General features: G+C 68.6%; 18 protein-coding genes. 2 read left to right on the top strand and 16 right to left on the bottom strand.

The window, feature by feature from the left end; genetic code table 11:
- Window positions 1-208: 208 nt before the first annotated feature.
- The 3 genes from GLA29479_RS16775 to GLA29479_RS16765 form a co-directional block, all read right to left on the bottom strand.
- Entirely contained in the window at window positions 209-691 is a 483-nt protein-coding gene (locus GLA29479_RS16775; RefSeq protein ID WP_211264995.1) for a VOC family protein, read from the bottom strand.
- Between the two features lie 99 nt (window positions 692-790).
- Window positions 791-1,210, bottom strand: a complete 420-nt coding sequence (locus tag GLA29479_RS16770) for a YciI family protein (protein WP_345775645.1) — start codon at window positions 1,208-1,210, stop codon at window positions 791-793.
- Between the two features lie 679 nt (window positions 1,211-1,889).
- The gene (locus tag GLA29479_RS16765; RefSeq protein WP_057972279.1) at window positions 1,890-2,276 is read right to left on the bottom strand and encodes an ArsR/SmtB family transcription factor; all 387 of its coding nucleotides are present in this window, start codon (window positions 2,274-2,276) and stop codon (window positions 1,890-1,892) included.
- A 390-nt stretch (window positions 2,277-2,666) separates the two neighbouring features.
- Between GLA29479_RS16765 and GLA29479_RS16760 the strand changes: the two genes are divergently transcribed.
- Window positions 2,667-3,776: a glycosyltransferase family 4 protein gene (locus GLA29479_RS16760; protein ID WP_144436578.1), complete on the top strand. Its 1,110-nt coding sequence runs from the start codon at window positions 2,667-2,669 to the stop codon at window positions 3,774-3,776.
- A 34-nt stretch (window positions 3,777-3,810) separates the two neighbouring features.
- Here the strand turns inward: GLA29479_RS16760 and GLA29479_RS16755 are convergent, their stop codons facing one another.
- A complete protein-coding gene (locus GLA29479_RS16755; protein WP_031373937.1) occupies window positions 3,811-4,035 on the bottom strand; it encodes a hypothetical protein in 225 nt (74 codons plus the stop codon).
- Between the two features lie 310 nt (window positions 4,036-4,345).
- Window positions 4,346-5,473, bottom strand: coding sequence for an acyltransferase family protein (locus GLA29479_RS16750; RefSeq protein WP_057919481.1), 1,128 nt, complete (start codon window positions 5,471-5,473; stop codon window positions 4,346-4,348).
- A 513-nt stretch (window positions 5,474-5,986) separates the two neighbouring features.
- On the opposite strand from GLA29479_RS16750, the gene GLA29479_RS16745 reads away from it, so the two are divergent.
- On the top strand, window positions 5,987-7,288 hold the full coding sequence (locus GLA29479_RS16745; RefSeq protein WP_057972277.1) for a hypothetical protein: 1,302 nt from the start codon (window positions 5,987-5,989) through the stop codon (window positions 7,286-7,288).
- A 1,111-nt stretch (window positions 7,289-8,399) separates the two neighbouring features.
- Here the strand turns inward: GLA29479_RS16745 and GLA29479_RS16740 are convergent.
- The 11 genes from GLA29479_RS16740 to GLA29479_RS25605 form a co-directional block, all read right to left on the bottom strand.
- Complete coding sequence (locus GLA29479_RS16740; protein WP_057919483.1) at window positions 8,400-8,741, bottom strand: hypothetical protein; 342 nt, start codon at window positions 8,739-8,741, stop codon at window positions 8,400-8,402.
- A 200-nt stretch (window positions 8,742-8,941) separates the two neighbouring features.
- Complete coding sequence (locus GLA29479_RS16735; RefSeq protein WP_057919484.1) at window positions 8,942-9,421, bottom strand: hypothetical protein; 480 nt, start codon at window positions 9,419-9,421, stop codon at window positions 8,942-8,944.
- Between the two features lie 292 nt (window positions 9,422-9,713).
- Window positions 9,714-10,553, bottom strand: a complete 840-nt coding sequence (locus GLA29479_RS16730) for a hypothetical protein (RefSeq protein ID WP_144436577.1) — start codon at window positions 10,551-10,553, stop codon at window positions 9,714-9,716.
- A 112-nt stretch (window positions 10,554-10,665) separates the two neighbouring features.
- Window positions 10,666-11,436, bottom strand: coding sequence for a hypothetical protein (locus tag GLA29479_RS16725; protein WP_057972275.1), 771 nt, complete (start codon window positions 11,434-11,436; stop codon window positions 10,666-10,668).
- A gap of 11 nt (window positions 11,437-11,447) precedes the next feature.
- Window positions 11,448-11,939 (bottom strand): hypothetical protein, encoded by a 492-nt coding sequence (locus tag GLA29479_RS16720; protein ID WP_031373482.1) that lies wholly within the window; start codon window positions 11,937-11,939, stop codon window positions 11,448-11,450.
- Complete coding sequence (locus tag GLA29479_RS16715; protein ID WP_082639035.1) at window positions 11,936-13,288, bottom strand: FliI/YscN family ATPase; 1,353 nt, start codon at window positions 13,286-13,288, stop codon at window positions 11,936-11,938. The genes GLA29479_RS16720 and GLA29479_RS16715 overlap by 4 nt, the downstream gene beginning before the upstream one ends.
- Window positions 13,289-13,352: 64 nt before the next feature.
- On the bottom strand, window positions 13,353-14,090 hold the full coding sequence (locus GLA29479_RS16710) for a FliH/SctL family protein (RefSeq protein ID WP_057919487.1): 738 nt from the start codon (window positions 14,088-14,090) through the stop codon (window positions 13,353-13,355).
- A gap of 34 nt (window positions 14,091-14,124) precedes the next feature.
- Window positions 14,125-14,772: a hypothetical protein gene (locus GLA29479_RS16705; protein ID WP_031373479.1), complete on the bottom strand. Its 648-nt coding sequence runs from the start codon at window positions 14,770-14,772 to the stop codon at window positions 14,125-14,127.
- Window positions 14,769-15,533: a type III secretion system inner membrane ring lipoprotein SctJ gene (gene sctJ / locus GLA29479_RS16700; RefSeq protein ID WP_057972273.1), complete on the bottom strand. Its 765-nt coding sequence runs from the start codon at window positions 15,531-15,533 to the stop codon at window positions 14,769-14,771. Before sctJ ends, GLA29479_RS16705 begins: the two co-directional genes overlap by 4 nt.
- A gap of 54 nt (window positions 15,534-15,587) precedes the next feature.
- Window positions 15,588-16,001 carry a hypothetical protein gene (locus GLA29479_RS16695; protein WP_051885287.1) on the bottom strand — a complete coding sequence of 138 codons (414 nt, stop codon included), beginning with the start codon at window positions 15,999-16,001 and terminating at the stop codon, window positions 15,588-15,590.
- A 195-nt stretch (window positions 16,002-16,196) separates the two neighbouring features.
- A complete protein-coding gene (locus tag GLA29479_RS25605; protein WP_051885286.1) occupies window positions 16,197-16,559 on the bottom strand; it encodes a hypothetical protein in 363 nt (120 codons plus the stop codon).
- Window positions 16,560-16,814 lie beyond the last annotated feature (255 nt).

Below are 16,814 nucleotides of genomic sequence, written 5' to 3'. Positions count from 1 at the left end.
GGGTAGGAGCGGCGCGCTGCCGGACCGCGATCGCATCGCCGTTCTGGGTAGGAGCGGCGCCGGCCGCGACCGCGATTCAGCGACCTCCGGCGAAGATCACGAGGCCCGATGGCGTCGTCTCGGGTCGCGATGAGCGGCATCGCGGCCTTCGCCGGCGAACGCGATGGCGCGGTCGCGGCTCGCGCCGCTCCTACCCTTCGAGACGGGGTCAGGCCGCCTTTTCGCAGTTGATCATCCACGGCACGCCGAAGCGGTCGCTGACGATGCCGTAGGACAGCGCCCAGAAAGTTTCCTGGAGGGGCATTTCGATCTTGCCGCCGTCGGCGAACGCGTCGTAGATGCGCTTGGCCTCGGCCGGGTCGTTCAAGGACACGACGACGTGCGCGCCGGTCACGCCCTTGTAGGGGTACATGACGGTAGCGTCGGTGCCCATCAGCGCGAAGCCGTCGAGTTCGTAACGCGCGTGCATGATCTTGTCGTGGTCCTGCTCGGTCAGACCTTCGCAGCCGGGGTGGTCGCGGAACGGCATCATGTCGGTGATCTTGCCGCCGAGGGTCTTGCGATAAAACTCGAAGGCTTGGCGGCAGTCGCCGTCGAAAGACAGATAGGTGGTCAGTTGCATGGCGTAGTCGTCCTGGTTGGGGTGGTGGCGTTTAAACCGGGTGAGACGGGCGCTGTGGCAGGTGGGCATGGCCGTCGCGTGGCTGGCGGCCGTCGCGGCCGGTCTTGTAACAACGACGAGTCCGCACGAGGGAAATCGACACGCCACCGCACTGCGTTCGCGCGGCGATCAGTTGGACCAGGTCGCGACCTGGTCGCGCATGCGCTCTTCGGCAGCGCGCAGCTCCGGACTCAGGGCTTCGCCGAAGTCGGTCAGGTCGTAGACCTGGCGGATCTCGATCTGCGCCTGCATGCCCTGCGGGTGAGGCACCCGCTTGACCCATTCGACCGCTTCGGCGAGCGAACGCGCCTGGATCAGCCAGAACCCGGCGACCAGTTCCTCGGGCGAGGCGAAGGGGCCTTCGACGATCCGGCGCGTGGCGCCGTCGAACTGCACCCGCACGCCCTTGGCGCTCGGGTGCAGGCCTTCGGCGGCGAGCAGCACCCCGGCCCGGACCAGTTCCTCGTTATAGGCGCCCATCGCACTCAGCAGGGCCGGATCGGGCAACACTCCGGCCTCGCTGTCGCGGTCGGCTTTGACTATCAGCATGAATTTCATCGTCGGTTCCTCGCGGGCGAGCGGCCCGGTGGCGGCTCTCATGAGGACGACGAACGGCCCGCGGCGAAATCGACAAGTACGCGATCGACCAGCAGGCCAATACCGTGGCGACGCAGGCCGACGGCAAAAGCCACGGTCCGCCAGTCCAGGGGGCTGACGGACCGCGAAACGACGCGCCGGCACGGGATCGGCGCGCAAAGCCCGGTTAGCGGATCGCCGGCACGGGAGGCACCCCGGGCGGTACGGACTGCGGACGATCGCTACCCCGCAACGGTGGCAGGGCGCGGTCGCCGGCGCTTGATCGATCGCATCGCTGCGATGCGCCGAAGTCGTGCGCTCGTCGCTCCGCGCGGGCAAGCGATGACGGCGATCGCATCGTTTCGCCGCGCCCGCAACGGGTGCTATCGGATCGGGTCGTGCCCGCCCTCTCTGTCTTCGCCGTCTTCGCCAGAGGGTGGCGGCAGCGATGCGGCGGACGCGACGCCGTCGGGTGGCGTGCGCACGGTGCTGCGGATGGCGCTCGCCAAGGGGCTCGGCAGACCGCAACACGGCCTGCCCGATACCGGCAAGGCAGCGGGGGCGCCGTCGCGCTTGCGCCCTGACGCGCCGGTGTCAGCCATGGCGGCGCAGGCCCCGCGCGCGGCGTGCGCAGCGCAAGCCACTCCTGTCGCTAGTCGGGATCGTGCTCATCGCGCTTGTCCCCGCGTTGCGGTGGGTCGTCGCGTTCTGCCTGCGCCGCCTGCAACTGCACGAGGTAGTCGTCGAGGCGGTCGAGGCGTTGCTCCCAGATCTGCCGGTAGCGATCGAGCCAACCGGAGACTTCCTGCAGCCGCTCGGTCTCGAGCCGGCACGGCCGCCATTGCGCCTCGCGGCCGCGCGCGATCAGGCCGGCGCGCTCGAGCACCTTGATGTGCTTGGAGATCGCCGGAAGGCTCATGGCGAAGGGCTCGGCCAACTCGGTCACGCCGGCCTCGCCGTGGGCGAGCCGGGCCAGGATCGCGCGCCGGGTCGGATCGGCGAGGGCGGCGAAGGTCGCATTGAGCGAATCGACGGACATGTCTATGAACCGAAAGGTTAAATAACTGATCCGTTGATAAAGCCGGAGGCCAAGGCTGTCAAGCCGCATGGCCGCTGTACCGCGAAAGCGCGTTTAGCTGAACGGGGAGGCGCTGTTTTCGTTCATCGTTTTCATGAACGATTCAATTGACCGGGCCAATCATGCCCACTTGCATCACATAATAAATGTGATGTTTATCGCATTAATTTGGCACTAAGTGGGAAGGGTCGATCCGGCTGCAATCCCGTTAGTGGTCTGGCCCAGGGCCTTGCGGGATCCGATGAAACACTCGTTCTCCAACGCGATCGTTGCCTGCGCGCGCGCGACGGCCGATGCCGTCGCCAGGATCTTGCCGTGGCCCACGCCGGCCCCGGCACGGAGGCGGGCAGCATGCGCATAGGCCTGGATTACCGCGCCGCCACCGCCGCCCCGACGACCTCCGCCGGCCGCCAGGTGCTGGCCCTGGAGCGCGCCTTGCGCGGCCGCAGCGGCATCGACACCGTGCTGTTCACCGCCGCACCGGCCGATCATCCGCATCGCGCCATCGCGGTCAGCGACGATGCGCCCTTGCCGCTCGACCACGACCCCGGCCTGCGCGACCGCTGGCATTACGAAGCCGGCTTCCTGCCGGCCGCGCTGCGCCGCGAGAAGATCGATATCTACATCGCCACCGCCGACGGCGGCTTGCCGGTGTGGCGCAAGCCGGCCGACGTGCGCCAGGTGTTGCTGCTGCACGACCTGTTCCGGCTGACCCTGCGTCGTCCGCGCACCTCGCCGTGGCGCGCCTTGGCCACACGGCTGATCGACCAGACCCGGATCGGCCATGCGATCGCCAACGCCGACGCGATCTGGACGCCGTCGCGCTACACCACCGCCGAATGCGGACGCTTGTATCCGGCGCATGCGCACAAGCTCTACGTGCTGCCCGATGCGGTCGCACCGCTGCCGCCGCCGGCCGACCGCAGCAAACTGCCGCTCGCCTTGCCGCCGCGTTACTGGCTGTTGGTCGGCACCTACGAACCGCGCAAGAACGCCGACTTGTTCCTGCGCGCCTGGCTCGACGCGCGCCGCCAGCATTACGACACGCCGGACCTGGCCGTGGTCGGCTCGCCCGCCGACGTCGGGCCGGAATTGCGGCGGATCAACGGCGTGCATTGGTTCGACGAGATCGACGACGAAGGCCTGGCGCGCCTGTATGTCGATGCCGAGCGCCTGTGGCAGCCCTCGTATGCGGAAGGCTTCGGCCTGCCGGTACTGGAAGCGCTCGCCGCCGGCACGCCGGTCGCGGTGGCCGAAGGCAGCGCCCTGGAAGAAGTCGCCCCCGGCGACATGCCGCGCTTCGATCCGCACGACCGGCCGATGCTGACCCAGTTGATGATCCGACTCGGCCGGGAGTCGGTCGACGGCAACGCCGAACAACGCCGCGCCTTCGCCCAGCGCTTCGCGCCGAACGCCTATGCCGCGCGCGTCGCGGCCTTGCTCGATGAATTGATCGGATGAGCGCAGGCGCCGTCGCGGTCGCGACGCACCGGCCTCATTCGTAGGGCGCGTGCTGCAGGCCCTGCGACGCCAGCATGCGATTGATGTTGGAGACCACGTGGCCGCGCTCGGGGCGCGGCGTCACCGTCAACAGACGTTCGACGAGACTGTCGACGCGCGGCCAGAACACGGCATCGTCGCGCCACTGTCGCCGCCACATCGGCAAGGCGGCACGCAGCTGGCACAGATCGCCATCGAGTTCGGCACGAGTTCGATGCATCGTTCACACCCCTCTGGCAACGACGGGCAAAGCCCGCTTCGAGCACATCGGCCACGGACGGACCGGGCCACTGGACTGTAGGCGCCCACGCCGGGGGGTGCATGGACGGACCGGCCCGGATTCGCCGCCTGCGATCTGCATCGCCGGCCGACGATTCCGGAACCCACCTTATCCCGAACGCGGTCCGGAGCGCTTTCCCCACCTTAGGCCATAGTCCGGATGCTCGAAACATGACAGAAGTCACACCTCAAGCATCGCCCGCCGATGAACAGGAGTGGGGAGGCGCCATCCGGCGAACCCGCCCCTCGCCTCAGCTCTGGGCCGCCGGCAGCACGGCACCCGATCCGACCTCGCCTTGGGCCTCGCGCCGTTGCACGATGCGATCGCGCAGACGCAGGAACGGTCGCTCCACCGCGTAATACAGAAGCGCACCGCCAAGCAGCGCCGCAGCGGCATAAGCGGCGAAGGCGAGCAGCCCCTGGCCGTCGAGTCGATCGCCGTAGTGGCGCGAGACCAGGCCGAACATCTGCTTGTGGGTCAGATAGAGACTGAACGAAGCCGCCGCCAACCAGGCCGCGCCCGGCACGCGCAAGCGCCCGGTCCAACGGTGTTCCGAAGCCGCGGCGGCGACCAGCAGCGCCAGCCCGAACGAAACCACCGGGAAACCGAACACCGAGGCCTGCAAACCCAGGCGATTCTGCGACAGCCAGATCGCCGCCGCGACGGCGGCCAGGCCGAGTGCGAGCAACAGGCCGGAACGCTGCATCATCGCCGCCCACCACGACGGACGATAAGCACGGATCGCCGCCAGCATGACGCCGGCGAGCAAACCGTCCAGGCGCATCCAGGTCGGGTAGTAGACGCGCTCGACCCAGGCGGTGCTGCCGTCGGGCAGGCTCAGCTGCCAGACCCAGGCGCGCAAGACCATGCCGCCAGCCACCAACAGCACGCCGAGCGCGAGGGTTTTCCACAACGCCGGTCGTCGCGTCAGCCCCCATGCCAGCAACGGAAAGACCAGATAGAAGTGCTCTTCCACACACAACGACCAGGCATGCGAGAACGCCTTGTTGTGTTGGTAGTCGATCAGCAGGTTCACGGTGAACGTCAGGAACTGCCAGGCCGGTTGCATGCCGGGGCGCTCGCGGAACTCGGGCACCAGCAGGTACAGCGCGATCACCACCCAGAACGCCGGCAACACGCGCATGGCGCGACGCAGATAGAAATCGCCCCAGCGCAGCGGTTCGCCGCGGCTGAGCGGCTTGAGCACCTGCCAGCCGATCAGATAGCCGCTGAGGGCGAAGAACAAGTCCACCCCCATCCAGCCGAATTCCGACATCGGGCCGTAAGGCGAGCCGAGTCCGGCACCGGCGGCATGGAAAAACATCACCCATACGATAGCGATCGCGCGCAGCAAATCGAGGCCGGGCAGTCGGCTCATTGAAGTTCCTGGTTGGGGTTTACGGCAGAGGGATGGTGCTGCGATCGCATCGCGGCGTTGCGCCGCGACGTAGAGATTGCGCGACTAGTCTCGCCGAGAGCTTCGACGGCAACAAGAGGATGTGCACGCGAAAGACGCCTGCGTTGCCACGTTTGTGCGGCGATCGCAGGCCGACGCGGAATGCAGGCGGTGTCGGCGATGCGCGACGATGCATCCCCGGCGCAAAGACAGCGTGTCGCGCTCGCATGGTCGGTGGACACGGTCGTCGGACGCGAGGTCGGTCGAATGCCGAACGAGCTTCATCGATGCCCCATCGACATACGCCACTCAGCGCGCGCGGCAGTGCGGCCATCGCGCGGCGCCCGGCTCGGCGCCCACGACGCGCGCGCGGCAGCGCCAGCGCAGGTCCGGCCTTACCTAGGGTCGGCCCGAGGATGCTCCCGGCCGCGCCGCGGATTAATTTCCCAGGGCGCGCTATCGATCCGGTGCGAGGTTTCTGCTGGGAGAACGCCCATGTCGGGTTTTCCGAATTTACCCGGACTTCTGGGTGGCGGCCGCCCGTCCTTTCCCGGCCTGGGCGGCGGTCATGGTCATGGCCACGATCCGCTCGGCCTGGGCCTGCCCGGTCTCGGCGGCGACGATCACCATGGTCCCGGCTCGCCGCCGGGGCTGAACGGCGACGGCCCGCCGGGCCTGGAGAAACCGCACGGCGGCGGCGATACCAACACCGGCGGCAATGGTGTCGATAACAATCACGGCGGCGACACCAGTCCGGTCACGCCCCCGTCCGGCACCACGCCCAGCTCGACCGAGCACGACCGCCCGCACAACACCCCGAACGTGGTCAGTTCCGGTTCGGCGATGGACGATCAGATCGCCGCCTATCCGAGCCGTTTGTTGCCCGGCCAGTCGATGCAGTCGAGCGGCAACACCCAGACCGCGTTCAACCAGATCACCCAATACCCGCCGCCGACCTTGTCCGAACGCGCGCTCGGCAACAGCAGCGGGTTGCAGCCGGCGTTGAACCGGCCGGTGTCGGCCGATGCGGTGCCCGGCAGCGCGATGACCATGCAGCCTTCCGGCGTGCAGACCGCATTGCTCGGCAACCCGAGCGTGGCCGCGGCGAACAGCGCCGGCCTGCCGGCGCAGGTCGCCTATGCGGCTGCACCGGCGCTCGCGGTACCCGTAGCGACGCCGAACGCGGTGCTGGCCGCGCCGATGACGAGCGCGTTGTACAGCGAATCCCTGCTCGCGCAGCAGAACCTGCTCAATCAGTTGTCGATGATGCAGCGCCTGAGCACGCCGCCGAACGTGGTCCCGGCCAACGTCGCCGCGCCGGCGAGCGAGGCCCTGGTGGCGCCGACCGTGGTGCCGCTGATGGTCAACGCCGCGCCGAACGACCCGCGCAACCTGCCGCTGGCCAACGATCGCCTCAACCTGATGCGCAACGACGGCCCGCTGAACAATGCCGTGTATGCCGACAGCCCCTACCGGCGCCCGCTGCGCCGCGGCGCCAAGGTCGACAGCGCCTCGCTGACCTATTGGCTGTGGGCGCTCGGCCGCGGCGGCACCCATCGCACCAGCCACGAGAACGAACCCAGCCGCGAAGTGCTGCGCGCGCTGCAGTGGCTGTTCTGGGTGCTGACCGTGGTCGCCTACGCCTGCCTGGCGATGGCGGTGATCATCCTGCTGCCGGGCGGCGAGTTCGTCAGCGAACGGGCCACCCCGGGCGTCAGCGGCCTCGCCCTGTTCCTCGGGGTGACGGTCGCGGCCGGCGCCTGGTGGCTGGGGCGGCGGTTGAACCAGCGCGGCTGAGGCGGCGCGGTCCAGGGGCCGGATTGCGATGGCGGTGTTGCTGACGTAAACACGCCGATGCCACGCGGGTGTCGGTGGACGCGCAAAGGCCGCAACGCCGATGTCATCCATCGAGGCAGCATGCTTTCGCGAAGGGCAGGAGCGGCGCAAGCCGCGACCGCGACCGCTCAATCTCGCGCTGAGACGGGCCGCAACCCGTCAGGGTAGGAGCGGCGCGAGCCGCGACCGCGCTGCGATGGTCTTGCGGCGTAACGCTCAAGCAAGACATAGATCCAGATCAAGATCAAACGCCAAAAGCTTCCGCCACTAAGCGGCGGGTTACTTTCTTTTGTCATAAGCAACAAAAGAAAGGTAACCAAAGAAAAATGCTTTTCTTTGAATCACAGGCCCGCACGATCGGTGCCTCCGCGGGGATTTTTCATACGGGACATCCCTGTCCCGATGAAAAACGGCCCGCATCCCTGCGGGCCGCCCTCTGGGTCTTCGATGGCCTTCGCTAGTGCGAGAGGGCGCACAGCAACAGCCAAATGCGACGACACCATCCCGTGCAGGAGCGACGTGAGTCGCGACCGTTTCCCAGATCGCTGCGTCGTTATCGTCATGGCGGGGTCGCGGCTCGCGCCGCTCCTACCCAAGAGCCGCCGCAATGTGCACCGTTTCGGTGGCCGTTGCCGTTGCCGTTGCCGTTGCCGTTGCCGTTGCCGTTGCCGTTGCCGTTGCCGTTGCCGTTGCCGTTGCCGTGATGAGCTTGGCGCAGTACCTATCTCGCGATGCGATCGTAGACCCGGAGGGTGCGCACAGGACGTGCGCCGTTTTTCGATAGGACAAGGATCTCCTATCGAAAAATCCCGGCGCGGGCACCGCACTCGTGGCCTGTGCCCTTGCAAGGAGAGCCCTCTCTTTGGTTACCTTTGACCGAAGGGAATCCAGGCGGACTTTTGGGCTTAGCAAAAGAAAGTAACCCGGCCGCGTCAGCGGACGGAAGCTCTGCTCTTGCTCTGGCTTTCTTCGAGCAAGCGCAGCGCTACCGACCGCGACGCCTTGCGAGCGCACAAACGAAAACGCCAGGCCGCGAGGCCTGGCGTTCGTACGACCGGGGTCGTTGTGTCGCTTAGTTGCGCTTGGCCATCGCGCCCTGCGCTTCGCCCATGGTCTTCAACGCGGTGCTGACGGCGTTGATGAACATCGAGTACATCTGGCTCTGCACGGTCAGCTCGGTGGAGTCGGCCGCGGTCGGCTTGTCGCCGATCGCTTCGGCCTTGTCCATCAGAGCGTTGCCGGCCTTCTCGATGAGCGTGCCCATTGCGGTGGCGAACGCCACCAGCCAGCCGCCGCCGCCGGCACCGGAACGGCCGCCGCGCTTGCTGTTACCCGACTCGTCGACGCCTGCGCTGTCGACCATGTTCTGCTGCGACAACTGGGCGTACTGGCTGTTGATGATGTTGTCCGACATGACGCTCTCCCTGGTTTTTGGGTAGATCAGCCGCCCCGGTCAGATCGTCTGCGGTAGCGGGATTGGTAAGCTTGTAGGTGAATTATCGGGATCGTCGCAAGGCTGTATAGCTGGGGCGTTCCCTAGGGCGAAACCGTTGCGGCGGGGCGTTTTCGCAAGATTTGTGAACGCCCTCACCCCGCGTCGCCGGCCGCGCCGATTCAGCGGTAGGTCTTGACCGGTTTCTTGATGCCCAGCGACGAGGGCAAACCGCTCGGCGGCGGTGCCGGCGTGGAGCCGCCGCCGCTCGCCGTGTCCTCGCCTTCGAGGTCGGGCTGGGTTTCCAGCCACTGCCGCGCCTTCTCTTCGCCGTCGCGCTGGCTGCGCTGGCTGAACTCGAGCGCGCGCTGCACCTTCGGGTCCTTGAGCGGTTCCTCGAAGGCCTTGGTCAGACCCTCGCGCTCGCCCGGCTGGATGATGCGGTTTTCCTGCAACAGGTCCAGGGTCTGGCTGAGGTTGGCCATCAACGCCTGCGGATCGGCGGCGTCGCTGGGCTTGGCATCGTCGAGCGCGCGGGCGAAGTGGTGCAGCAGCGCGTCGCGATCGGCCGCGTCGATGCCGGACTGTTCGTTCAACAGGGCCTCGAAGTCGGCGAACATCTGCTCGCGCTGTTCCTGGGTCGGGGTGAAGGGCTGGGACATCGGACTCTCCTGTCGCAACGATGGCGGTGATGGCTATAACGAATCAGTAGACACTGCGCGCGCGACGCTCAGGAAGCGGCAACGCGTGGATCTTTGACGGGCATCTCCCGGCGGTCGCGGTCGCGACGGACGGCGGGCGGCCGAAGGCGATCGAGCCGGGGGAGATCGAGTATCGGCGATGCCCGCGAACGCGAAAGCCTGGGAGCATCCCCAGGGTGCGGCATGCGGTGCGGCGCGGCATACCGCGCGCGGCAGTCAGTGCGGAAACCGGTCATGAGCGGATCGCTGCGGCTCAGCGCCGCGGCGCGAACCCCCGCTCGGTCAGGGCCACGCGGCGGAAATCGATGCCGATGCCGCGGCCGATGGCGTTGACGCCGTCGCGCAGGCTGGCGCGCTCGGCCGGGCTGCCGGCGTTCTGCCAGGCCGCCGCGGCCAGGGTCGCGACCAGACCGTAGAGTTCGGCCGCCTCCTGCATGTCGGCGCGATCCATCGTGGTCATTTTCTCGCCGCGCGCGAGGCTGTCGCCGAGGCGTTGGCGCAGGGCCGCGAAGGCGGCGCCATGATCGCTGCGCGCACCGTCGTTGACCAGGGTCCAGCCGTAGATCATGAAGGCGTTGACGACGTCGCCGAGATTGCGCGTCGAATAGCCGTGTCCGGCGAGGCGGCGCTGGAACTGCGCCTGCAGGCGCCCGGACTGCAGGGCGAGCAGGACCTGCTCGCGATCGCCGCCGAGCTGGCGCGCCAACAACTCGCGAAAACGCGGATTGCGCACGAACTCGGCGTCGATGCCGCGCAAGGTCGCGTGGTCGAGGGTCGGCCGGCGCCCGGTCAGGCTGTCGGCAAAGGCCGCGTTGAGCGTCTTCGATACGGCCGGCGTCGGCGCGAACGTCAGGCTGTCGAAGCCGAGGGGCGCGCGCTTGCCGGCGCGTTGGTTCGGCGCCGGCTTGTCGCCCGGCTTATGGGTCGGCGTGGCGGCCTCGTCGCCGCGATGACGCATGATCTGCGAATGGGTGTAGGCGCCGACGCCGTCGATCAACGGCGCCGTGTCCTGCGCGCGCGCAGCGCCCGGCGACGCGGCGAGCAGCAACGCGAGCGCGGCGGCGCCGACGGTGACGGTCGTAGTCGTGGCCATGCAACTGTCCATGAGCGAGATCTCCCTGCCCGCTGCGCACCCGGCGTGGCTCGCGCCCGCTCGAACACGGGCGGGCCGGACGCGAGCGGGCCAGGCACGAACGGGCATCGGCTCAGTCGTGGAAATGCGGATCGATGCTGAGCTGGCCGAGGTTGCGCGAAGCGAAGCGGCGCATCAGCTCGGGGCTGGCGTCGCGGATCGCATCGAAGCTGGAACGCGAGCGCACGTCGGCGCGCAGTTGCCAGCCTTCGGCGGTCTTGGTCAGCAGCAGATCGGTGCCGGGCAAGGTGCTGTCGGCGAGCCGCAGCAAGACCTGGCCTTCTTCGCCCCCGGCGGCGCCCTCGCCGACCGCGAGCTGGCGCACGTGGCGTTCGATCAAATCCGCGAACGCGGCGGCGTTCGAATTCGGCTGGCTCGGTTGGGTCTGGGTGGCGGCGTCGCGCATCGCCAGTTGCGCCTGCCACATCGCCGAGGCCTCGGCCGGCGGCAGACTCGCCATTTCCTGCCGGCCCTGCTCCTGGCCGCTGCCGGCGTTGCGTTCTTCGAGACGGCCGTGCTGGCGCGAGTGCTCGGCGACGGTGCGGGCATGGGCCTCGCCGGCGTGCGCGGCGCGGCGCGCGTCGGCCTTGGCGTTGCCGGGGCCGCCTTCCTGGGCCTGCTTCTTCAGCATCGCCGCGGCTTCTTCCTCGCGCGCCAGGCCTTCCTGGCCGGGCAACTGGCCGAGCTTGCCTTCGCGTTGCTGCATCAGGCTACGGAAACGATCGACGGTGCCCTCGGCCGGCGGCTCGCGGCGGGCTTCGCGGGGCTTGTCGGTCTGGCGCGTGGATTCGCTGCGCTGGGCCGAATCGGAATCGGACGTCGAGGAGCTGCGGGTGATGCTCATGGCGACCTCGTTCAGAAGGGGCCGTTCGTGTTCTGGCGCGTGGCCAGCATCAGATCGGCGTTCATGGCTTCCTCGCGGCGCGCGGTCAGGGTGTTCTGTTCCTTGCGCCACAGGTCCTTGCGTTTTTCCAGCGCGTCCAGCCGTGCCTTGGCGCGGAAGAACGCCTTGCGGGCCTCGTCGAGCGAGGCTTCGGCTTCGCGCAGCTTGCCTTGCGCGTCGAGCAGCCGTTGTTGCGCGGCGACCGCGAGTTCGCCGAGATGATCGATGTGGGCCTCGCGCTGGGTCATCGCCATGGGCCACGGCATGCCGGGCGGCGGCGGGTCCATCAGGCGCAGGCGCTGACCGGCGCGTTCGTCGTTGAGCGCGGTGATCTCGCCCTGGATCTGGGTGCAGGCGTCGCGGCGCTCCTGCACTTGGCGCTGGCGTTCCAGCACCAGCATGCGCGCGGTCTCGACCCGGTGCGAGCGCAGTTGCAGCAGGGTATGCAGCGGATAGCGCTTCATCCGAACACCTTGCGCAAGGCATCCACCGATTGACGATAGTCGGCCAGGTCGTGGGACGACTGCTTGAGCAACTTGCGGATCGGCTCGATCTTCTCGATGGCGATGTCGGCCTCGGCATCGCTGCCGCGTTTGTACTCGCCGAGCTGCAGCAGCAATTCGATGTCCTGGTGCTTGGCCAGGTATTTGCGCAACTGGCCGGCGGCGCGCTGATGGGCTTCGTCGGCGACCCGCGGCATGGTGCGGCTGAGGCTGGTCAGCACATCGATGGCCGGGTAGTGATAGGCGGCGGCGAGCTTGCGCGACAGCACGATGTGGCCGTCGAGAATCGAGCGCACTTCCTCGGCGATCGGGTCGTCGCCGTCCTCGCCTTCCATGAGCACGGTGTAGAAGGCGGTGATGCTGCCGCGGTCGTTGTTGCCGGCGCGCTCGAACAAGCGCGGCAAGGCGCTGAACACCGAGGGCGGGAAGCCGCGCCGCGCCGGCGGCTCGCCGATCGCCAGGCCGACGTCGCGCAGCGCGCGCGCGAAGCGGGTGACCGAGTCGACCAGCAGCATCACCCGCTTGCCGCGGTCGCGGAAATACTCGGAGATGGCGGTCGCGACCCAGGCCGCGCGGCTGCGTTCGAGCGCGGGGCGGTCGGAGGTCGCGACCACGATGATCGATTTCTTGAGCCCGGCTTCGCCGAGGTTGTCGTGGACGAATTCGTTGACTTCGCGGCCGCGTTCGCCGACCAGGGCGATCACGTTGACGTCGGCGTCGCCGCCGCGCGCGAGCATGCCGAGCAAGGTGCTCTTGCCGCCGCCGGCGACGGCGAAGATGCCCAGGCGCTGGCCGACGCCGGCGGTCATGACCGTGTCGATGGCGCGCACGCCGGTCGCGAACGGCCGCTCGATGAGCTGGCGCGACAGCGGGTTCGGCGAAGCGGCGTAGATCGGGATCTGCACGGTCGGGCCGAACCCGCCGAGGCCGTCGATGGGCTCGCCGTTGGCGTCGAGGATGCGCCCGAGCAGGCCGTCGCCGGCGCGCACCGAGGCTTGCCGGCCGGTGGCGATGACCTCGGTGTCGTGGGCGACGCCGTCGAGCGCACCGAGCGGGGTCAGCAAGGTGTATTGGCGCGACACGCCGACCACTTCGGCGGCGAGGTGGAAGTTGCGGTCGCGCGGGCTGCGCAGTTCGCACAGCTCGCCGATCATCGCCTTGAGCCCGGTGGCGCGGATCATGGTGCCGTAGGCTTCGGCGACCTTGCCCACGCGCACCACCGGCTGCACCCGCGACAGGGCCGCGATCAGCGGATCCTGCTGGGCGGGCGCCGGCACGGCTTGCAGGATGGTGCGCGGCAGGCTGCTCATCGCGCGCGCTCCGCGCGCCCGCGGGCGCAAGGCAGGGCGTCGACCGCGATGGCCGCGCGGGGTGTCATTCGGTGTGCTCCGCGCCGTACTCGGCGCCGGACAGGGCGATGCGGATCGCCTCGATCTGCTGGGCCACGCCGGCGCGCACTTCGCCGGCTTCGGAAACGACCACGCAGCTGAGCTTGTCCAGGCTTTCGTCGTCGACCAGCTCGATCACGCCGACCACCGGATGCGCCTGGCGCACCAGGCCGAGGCCTTTGGCGACGTCTTCGCGCACGCTCGGGTGGACGCGGATCAACAGGAATTGTTCGGCCTGCGCGGCCTCGACCGCGTGCATGACCAGCGGCGGCACCACGCTGCGCGCGTCGAACTCCGGCGAGATGCGCGCGACGATGGCGCAAGCCAGTTCGGTAACGCGGCTGCCGGCGTCGGCGAGCACGCGCGCGCGGCGTTCGTTGAGGTCGGCCAGTTGCTGCGCCATCTGTTGCTGGGCGCGGGCGAGGCCTTCGGCGAAGCCGGCGGCGTAACCGGCCTCTCGGGCCTGCTTGATCTCGTCGCCGGCCTCGGCGTACAGCGCGTTGACGCGCGCCAACGTCTGGTCGAGTTCGGCGATCGCGTTCCATTGCTTGGCCGGCACCACCGTGCCGGCGACCGCGCGCTCGAATTGCTTGCGCTCGAACACCGAGATCGTCGCGCTGGGACGGTTCGGCTCGATCCTGCGCGCGCCGCCGTCCGTCATGCCCGTGGCCGCGGCGGATGCGGCGGACGACGGGGAAGCGGACTGGAGCGGATCTGCGTGCATGGGAATTCCGTGGTTGGATGCGCGGCGCGACGGCTCAGGCCGCCAGCGGGCGCGCGCCGTGATGGGCGTAGAGGCGTTCGACCGCTTCCGGCGGCAGATGCGTGCCGAGCGAGGCCGAGGCTTCGTGGGTGGTGCGCGGCAGCAGCAGGCGCGACCAGTCGGCCAGGCCGGGGTCGCGGCGTTCGGCCCACACCCGCAGTTCGGTGCGGCCGCGGCCGTCGAGCAGGTCGAACAGCAATTGGTCGGCTTCCGACGCGCGCAGCGCGGCGTCGAGTTCGGCGCTCAGCTGCGCGCCGAGCTGGGCCTGGACCTTGCCGTCCCAGACCAGGCTGTCGAGCGCGAGCAGGTAACTGTTGTCGAGCGCTTGCTTGAGCCGGCGCACCGGTTCGCGCCGCACTTCGGAACGGATCGCCGGCGCATAGGCCAGCGCGCCGAGGTCGCGCACCAGCCGCGCCATGCGCACGCGCGGCCAGCGCCGCGCGGCGGCGCCGAAGCCCTCGCCGGGCTGCGGTGCGAGCAGGGCCGGCGCATCGGCGGCGAGCCAACGCGCGAGCAGACGGCGTCCCAGCGGACTCTGGCGCGCCGACACGAGCAGTTCGGGATCGATCGTATCGGTCCCGGCACCGTGCCAGCTCGGATCGACCTCGGTGAGGATCGTCCGCAGCGCCATCGACGCGCTCATCCGTTCCAGACCCCGCTGCGGGTGTTGGAGGCCGGCGCGGTGGCCGCAGCCGGTACGAAGCGCGAACGCAGGCGGCCGAAGAAGAACGCCGCGATCGCCAACAGCACCAATACGCCGGCGCCGATGATGACCACGGTCAGGTCGATCGAACCCAACACCGCCGCGAACGGCCCACCGGCCTGGTGCGCCTTCGGTGGCGCGGTGACGGTGAAGAACTTGACCGTGACCTTGTTGACGTCGTCCAGGCCTTCGACGCTGTCCTTGACGAAGACCTTGATGTCGGTTTCGCGGTCGCGCAGGCTCTGGCCCGGACGCTCGAACACCAGCACCGAGGCCGAGGAGTCCTGCACGTTGCCGCCGAGCGGATCGCGGTCGGGCAAGGCGATGTGCACGCGCGCCTCGACCACGCCGTCGATGCGCGACAGGGTGCGCGAGAGCTCCTGCGACAGGCCGTACAGATAACGCGCCTTTTCTTCCAGCGCCGAAGACGCGAAGCCTTCCTTCTTGAACACCTCGCCGAGCGAGCGGTACTGCGCGCGCGGCAAGCCGCGCGAGCTCAGTACCTGCATCGCGTACGGGATGTCGCCGCGGTTGACCATCACTTCCCAACCGGTCTTGCTCGGCGACGGGTCCTTTTCCGCCGGAATACCGGCATCCAACAGAGCCGCCATCAGTTCATTGGCCTGTTGCTCGTCGAGCTGGCTGTACAGCGTGGTGCGTGTGCAGCCGACGATCAGCAGGCAAGCCAGCAGGGCCGCCATGACTCGTACCGCGTTGAAGCCTGACGCCCTACCCATGCATCCCCCGATTTGGAATTACGACTGCTGACGGAACAACTGCTGGACGCCGTCCGAAGTACGGTTGGCGACGTTCGAGGTCAATTGCGAGGTGAACATGAACTCGTGACAGCGCATGGTCATCTGGATCATCTCGCCCGGCGTCAGGTCGGCGGAATTGGCCGACATGGTCTTGGACGCCGCGTCGATCTTGTCGGCGCCGCCGTTGAGATTGTCGAGCGCGGCCAGCACCGCACGCGTGCCCTGCGAGGGTTCGCTGGACGCGGTGGCGCCGGCCTGGGCAGTGCCGCTGCCCTGGGACGTCGGCGCGGCGCCGCGGTCGAACGCCGCCGCGAACTCGCGGACGTCGTAGGCCGAGGCCTGCGGCGATTGCGCCGGCGATGCGGCTGCCGGCTGCGCGGCTTCGGCCGCGACTGAGATGGCTTCGATCATTGCCCTTTCTCCCGAAAGGTGAAGTCCGTTTTAAGAAACTACTTTAAGAAACCACTGGCGAGGCTACATAGAGAAACCGCCCGGCAATGCCGGAGGCCGCTCGCGCCCGCTCGTCCCGGACCGGGCCGTCCGGACCTTGCGGCCCGGACGACACGACGGCTCGGAACGGCGGCGGACGTCGCGCCGCCGTCGCGATTACTTCCTGGCCAGCGCGTTCAGCGCTTCGCCGACGCTGTTCTGCGAGGTCGCGGCGCTGTTGGAGACGAACTGCATGCGCAGGCTCTCGGCGGTCAGCGCGACCATGTTCGAGGGCTGGTCGCCGCCGCCGCCGATCGAACCGGACAGCTCGGTGATGCGCGAGGCCTGGGCGTCGAGGGTCTGGCCCCAGGCGCGCGACAGGGCTTCGTACCAGCTGCCGCCGCTGCCGCCGCCACCGCTGGCTGCGGTCGCGCCGCCGCCGCCGTTGCGGGCGGTGCCGTTGTTGTTGTTGTTGGCCGCAGCGATGAAGGTGGTCACCAGGCCACCGGCGTCGGCGCCGGGATTGATCGTATTGCTCATTGACGTCTCTCCTGCAGGAAGCGGCTCAGGCCGCTGATTAGCGTGGAACTACGGATGGCACTGAAAACTGAATGCGGGAACTGCGATCGGCCGGACTCAGGGTGCATGTAGCCGATCTTGGATTTAACCGATGATCCGAATGTGAAACCAGCTAGTGCTAACCCGGGGGTGGCCGTCCTTACTGGCGGTTGCCGGCCGGGCGCGCGGGCGCCTCGGCCACGGCTGAACGGGGCGGCGCCGGCTTGCCGGCCGAGG

The sequence above is a fragment of the Lysobacter antibioticus genome, assembly GCF_001442535.1.
In the GTDB taxonomy this organism is placed as follows: Bacteria; Pseudomonadota; Gammaproteobacteria; order Xanthomonadales; family Xanthomonadaceae; genus Lysobacter; species Lysobacter antibioticus.
This window is presented reverse-complemented; position numbering and strand designations above follow the sequence as displayed.

What these genes read in the sequence shown, in the direction of transcription:
- GLA29479_RS16770 (WP_345775645.1), bottom strand. Translation starts at nt 1,210, where the DNA reads ATGCTGATAGTCAAAGCCGACCGCGACAGCGAGGCCGGAGTGTTGCCC.
- GLA29479_RS16715 (WP_082639035.1), bottom strand. Translation starts at nt 13,288, where the DNA reads ATGAGCAGCCTGCCGCGCACCATCCTGCAAGCCGTGCCGGCGCCCGCC.
- GLA29479_RS16775 (WP_211264995.1), bottom strand. Translation starts at nt 691, where the DNA reads ATGCCCACCTGCCACAGCGCCCGTCTCACCCGGTTTAAACGCCACCAC.
- GLA29479_RS16745 (WP_057972277.1), top strand. Translation starts at nt 5,987, where the DNA reads ATGTCGGGTTTTCCGAATTTACCCGGACTTCTGGGTGGCGGCCGCCCG.
- GLA29479_RS16720 (WP_031373482.1), bottom strand. Translation starts at nt 11,939, where the DNA reads ATGAAGCGCTATCCGCTGCATACCCTGCTGCAACTGCGCTCGCACCGG.
- GLA29479_RS16705 (WP_031373479.1), bottom strand. Translation starts at nt 14,772, where the DNA reads ATGAGCGCGTCGATGGCGCTGCGGACGATCCTCACCGAGGTCGATCCG.
- GLA29479_RS16755 (WP_031373937.1), bottom strand. Translation starts at nt 4,035, where the DNA reads ATGCATCGAACTCGTGCCGAACTCGATGGCGATCTGTGCCAGCTGCGT.
- GLA29479_RS16710 (WP_057919487.1), bottom strand. Translation starts at nt 14,090, where the DNA reads ATGCACGCAGATCCGCTCCAGTCCGCTTCCCCGTCGTCCGCCGCATCC.
- GLA29479_RS16695 (WP_051885287.1), bottom strand. Translation starts at nt 16,001, where the DNA reads ATGATCGAAGCCATCTCAGTCGCGGCCGAAGCCGCGCAGCCGGCAGCC.
- GLA29479_RS16765 (WP_057972279.1), bottom strand. Translation starts at nt 2,276, where the DNA reads ATGTCCGTCGATTCGCTCAATGCGACCTTCGCCGCCCTCGCCGATCCG.
- GLA29479_RS16735 (WP_057919484.1), bottom strand. Translation starts at nt 9,421, where the DNA reads ATGTCCCAGCCCTTCACCCCGACCCAGGAACAGCGCGAGCAGATGTTC.
- sctJ (WP_057972273.1), bottom strand. Translation starts at nt 15,533, where the DNA reads ATGGCGGCCCTGCTGGCTTGCCTGCTGATCGTCGGCTGCACACGCACC.
- GLA29479_RS16740 (WP_057919483.1), bottom strand. Translation starts at nt 8,741, where the DNA reads ATGTCGGACAACATCATCAACAGCCAGTACGCCCAGTTGTCGCAGCAG.
- GLA29479_RS16730 (WP_144436577.1), bottom strand. Translation starts at nt 10,553, where the DNA reads ATGGCCACGACTACGACCGTCACCGTCGGCGCCGCCGCGCTCGCGTTG.
- GLA29479_RS16760 (WP_144436578.1), top strand. Translation starts at nt 2,667, where the DNA reads ATGCGCATAGGCCTGGATTACCGCGCCGCCACCGCCGCCCCGACGACC.
- GLA29479_RS25605 (WP_051885286.1), bottom strand. Translation starts at nt 16,559, where the DNA reads ATGAGCAATACGATCAATCCCGGCGCCGACGCCGGTGGCCTGGTGACC.
- GLA29479_RS16750 (WP_057919481.1), bottom strand. Translation starts at nt 5,473, where the DNA reads ATGAGCCGACTGCCCGGCCTCGATTTGCTGCGCGCGATCGCTATCGTA.
- GLA29479_RS16725 (WP_057972275.1), bottom strand. Translation starts at nt 11,436, where the DNA reads ATGAGCATCACCCGCAGCTCCTCGACGTCCGATTCCGATTCGGCCCAG.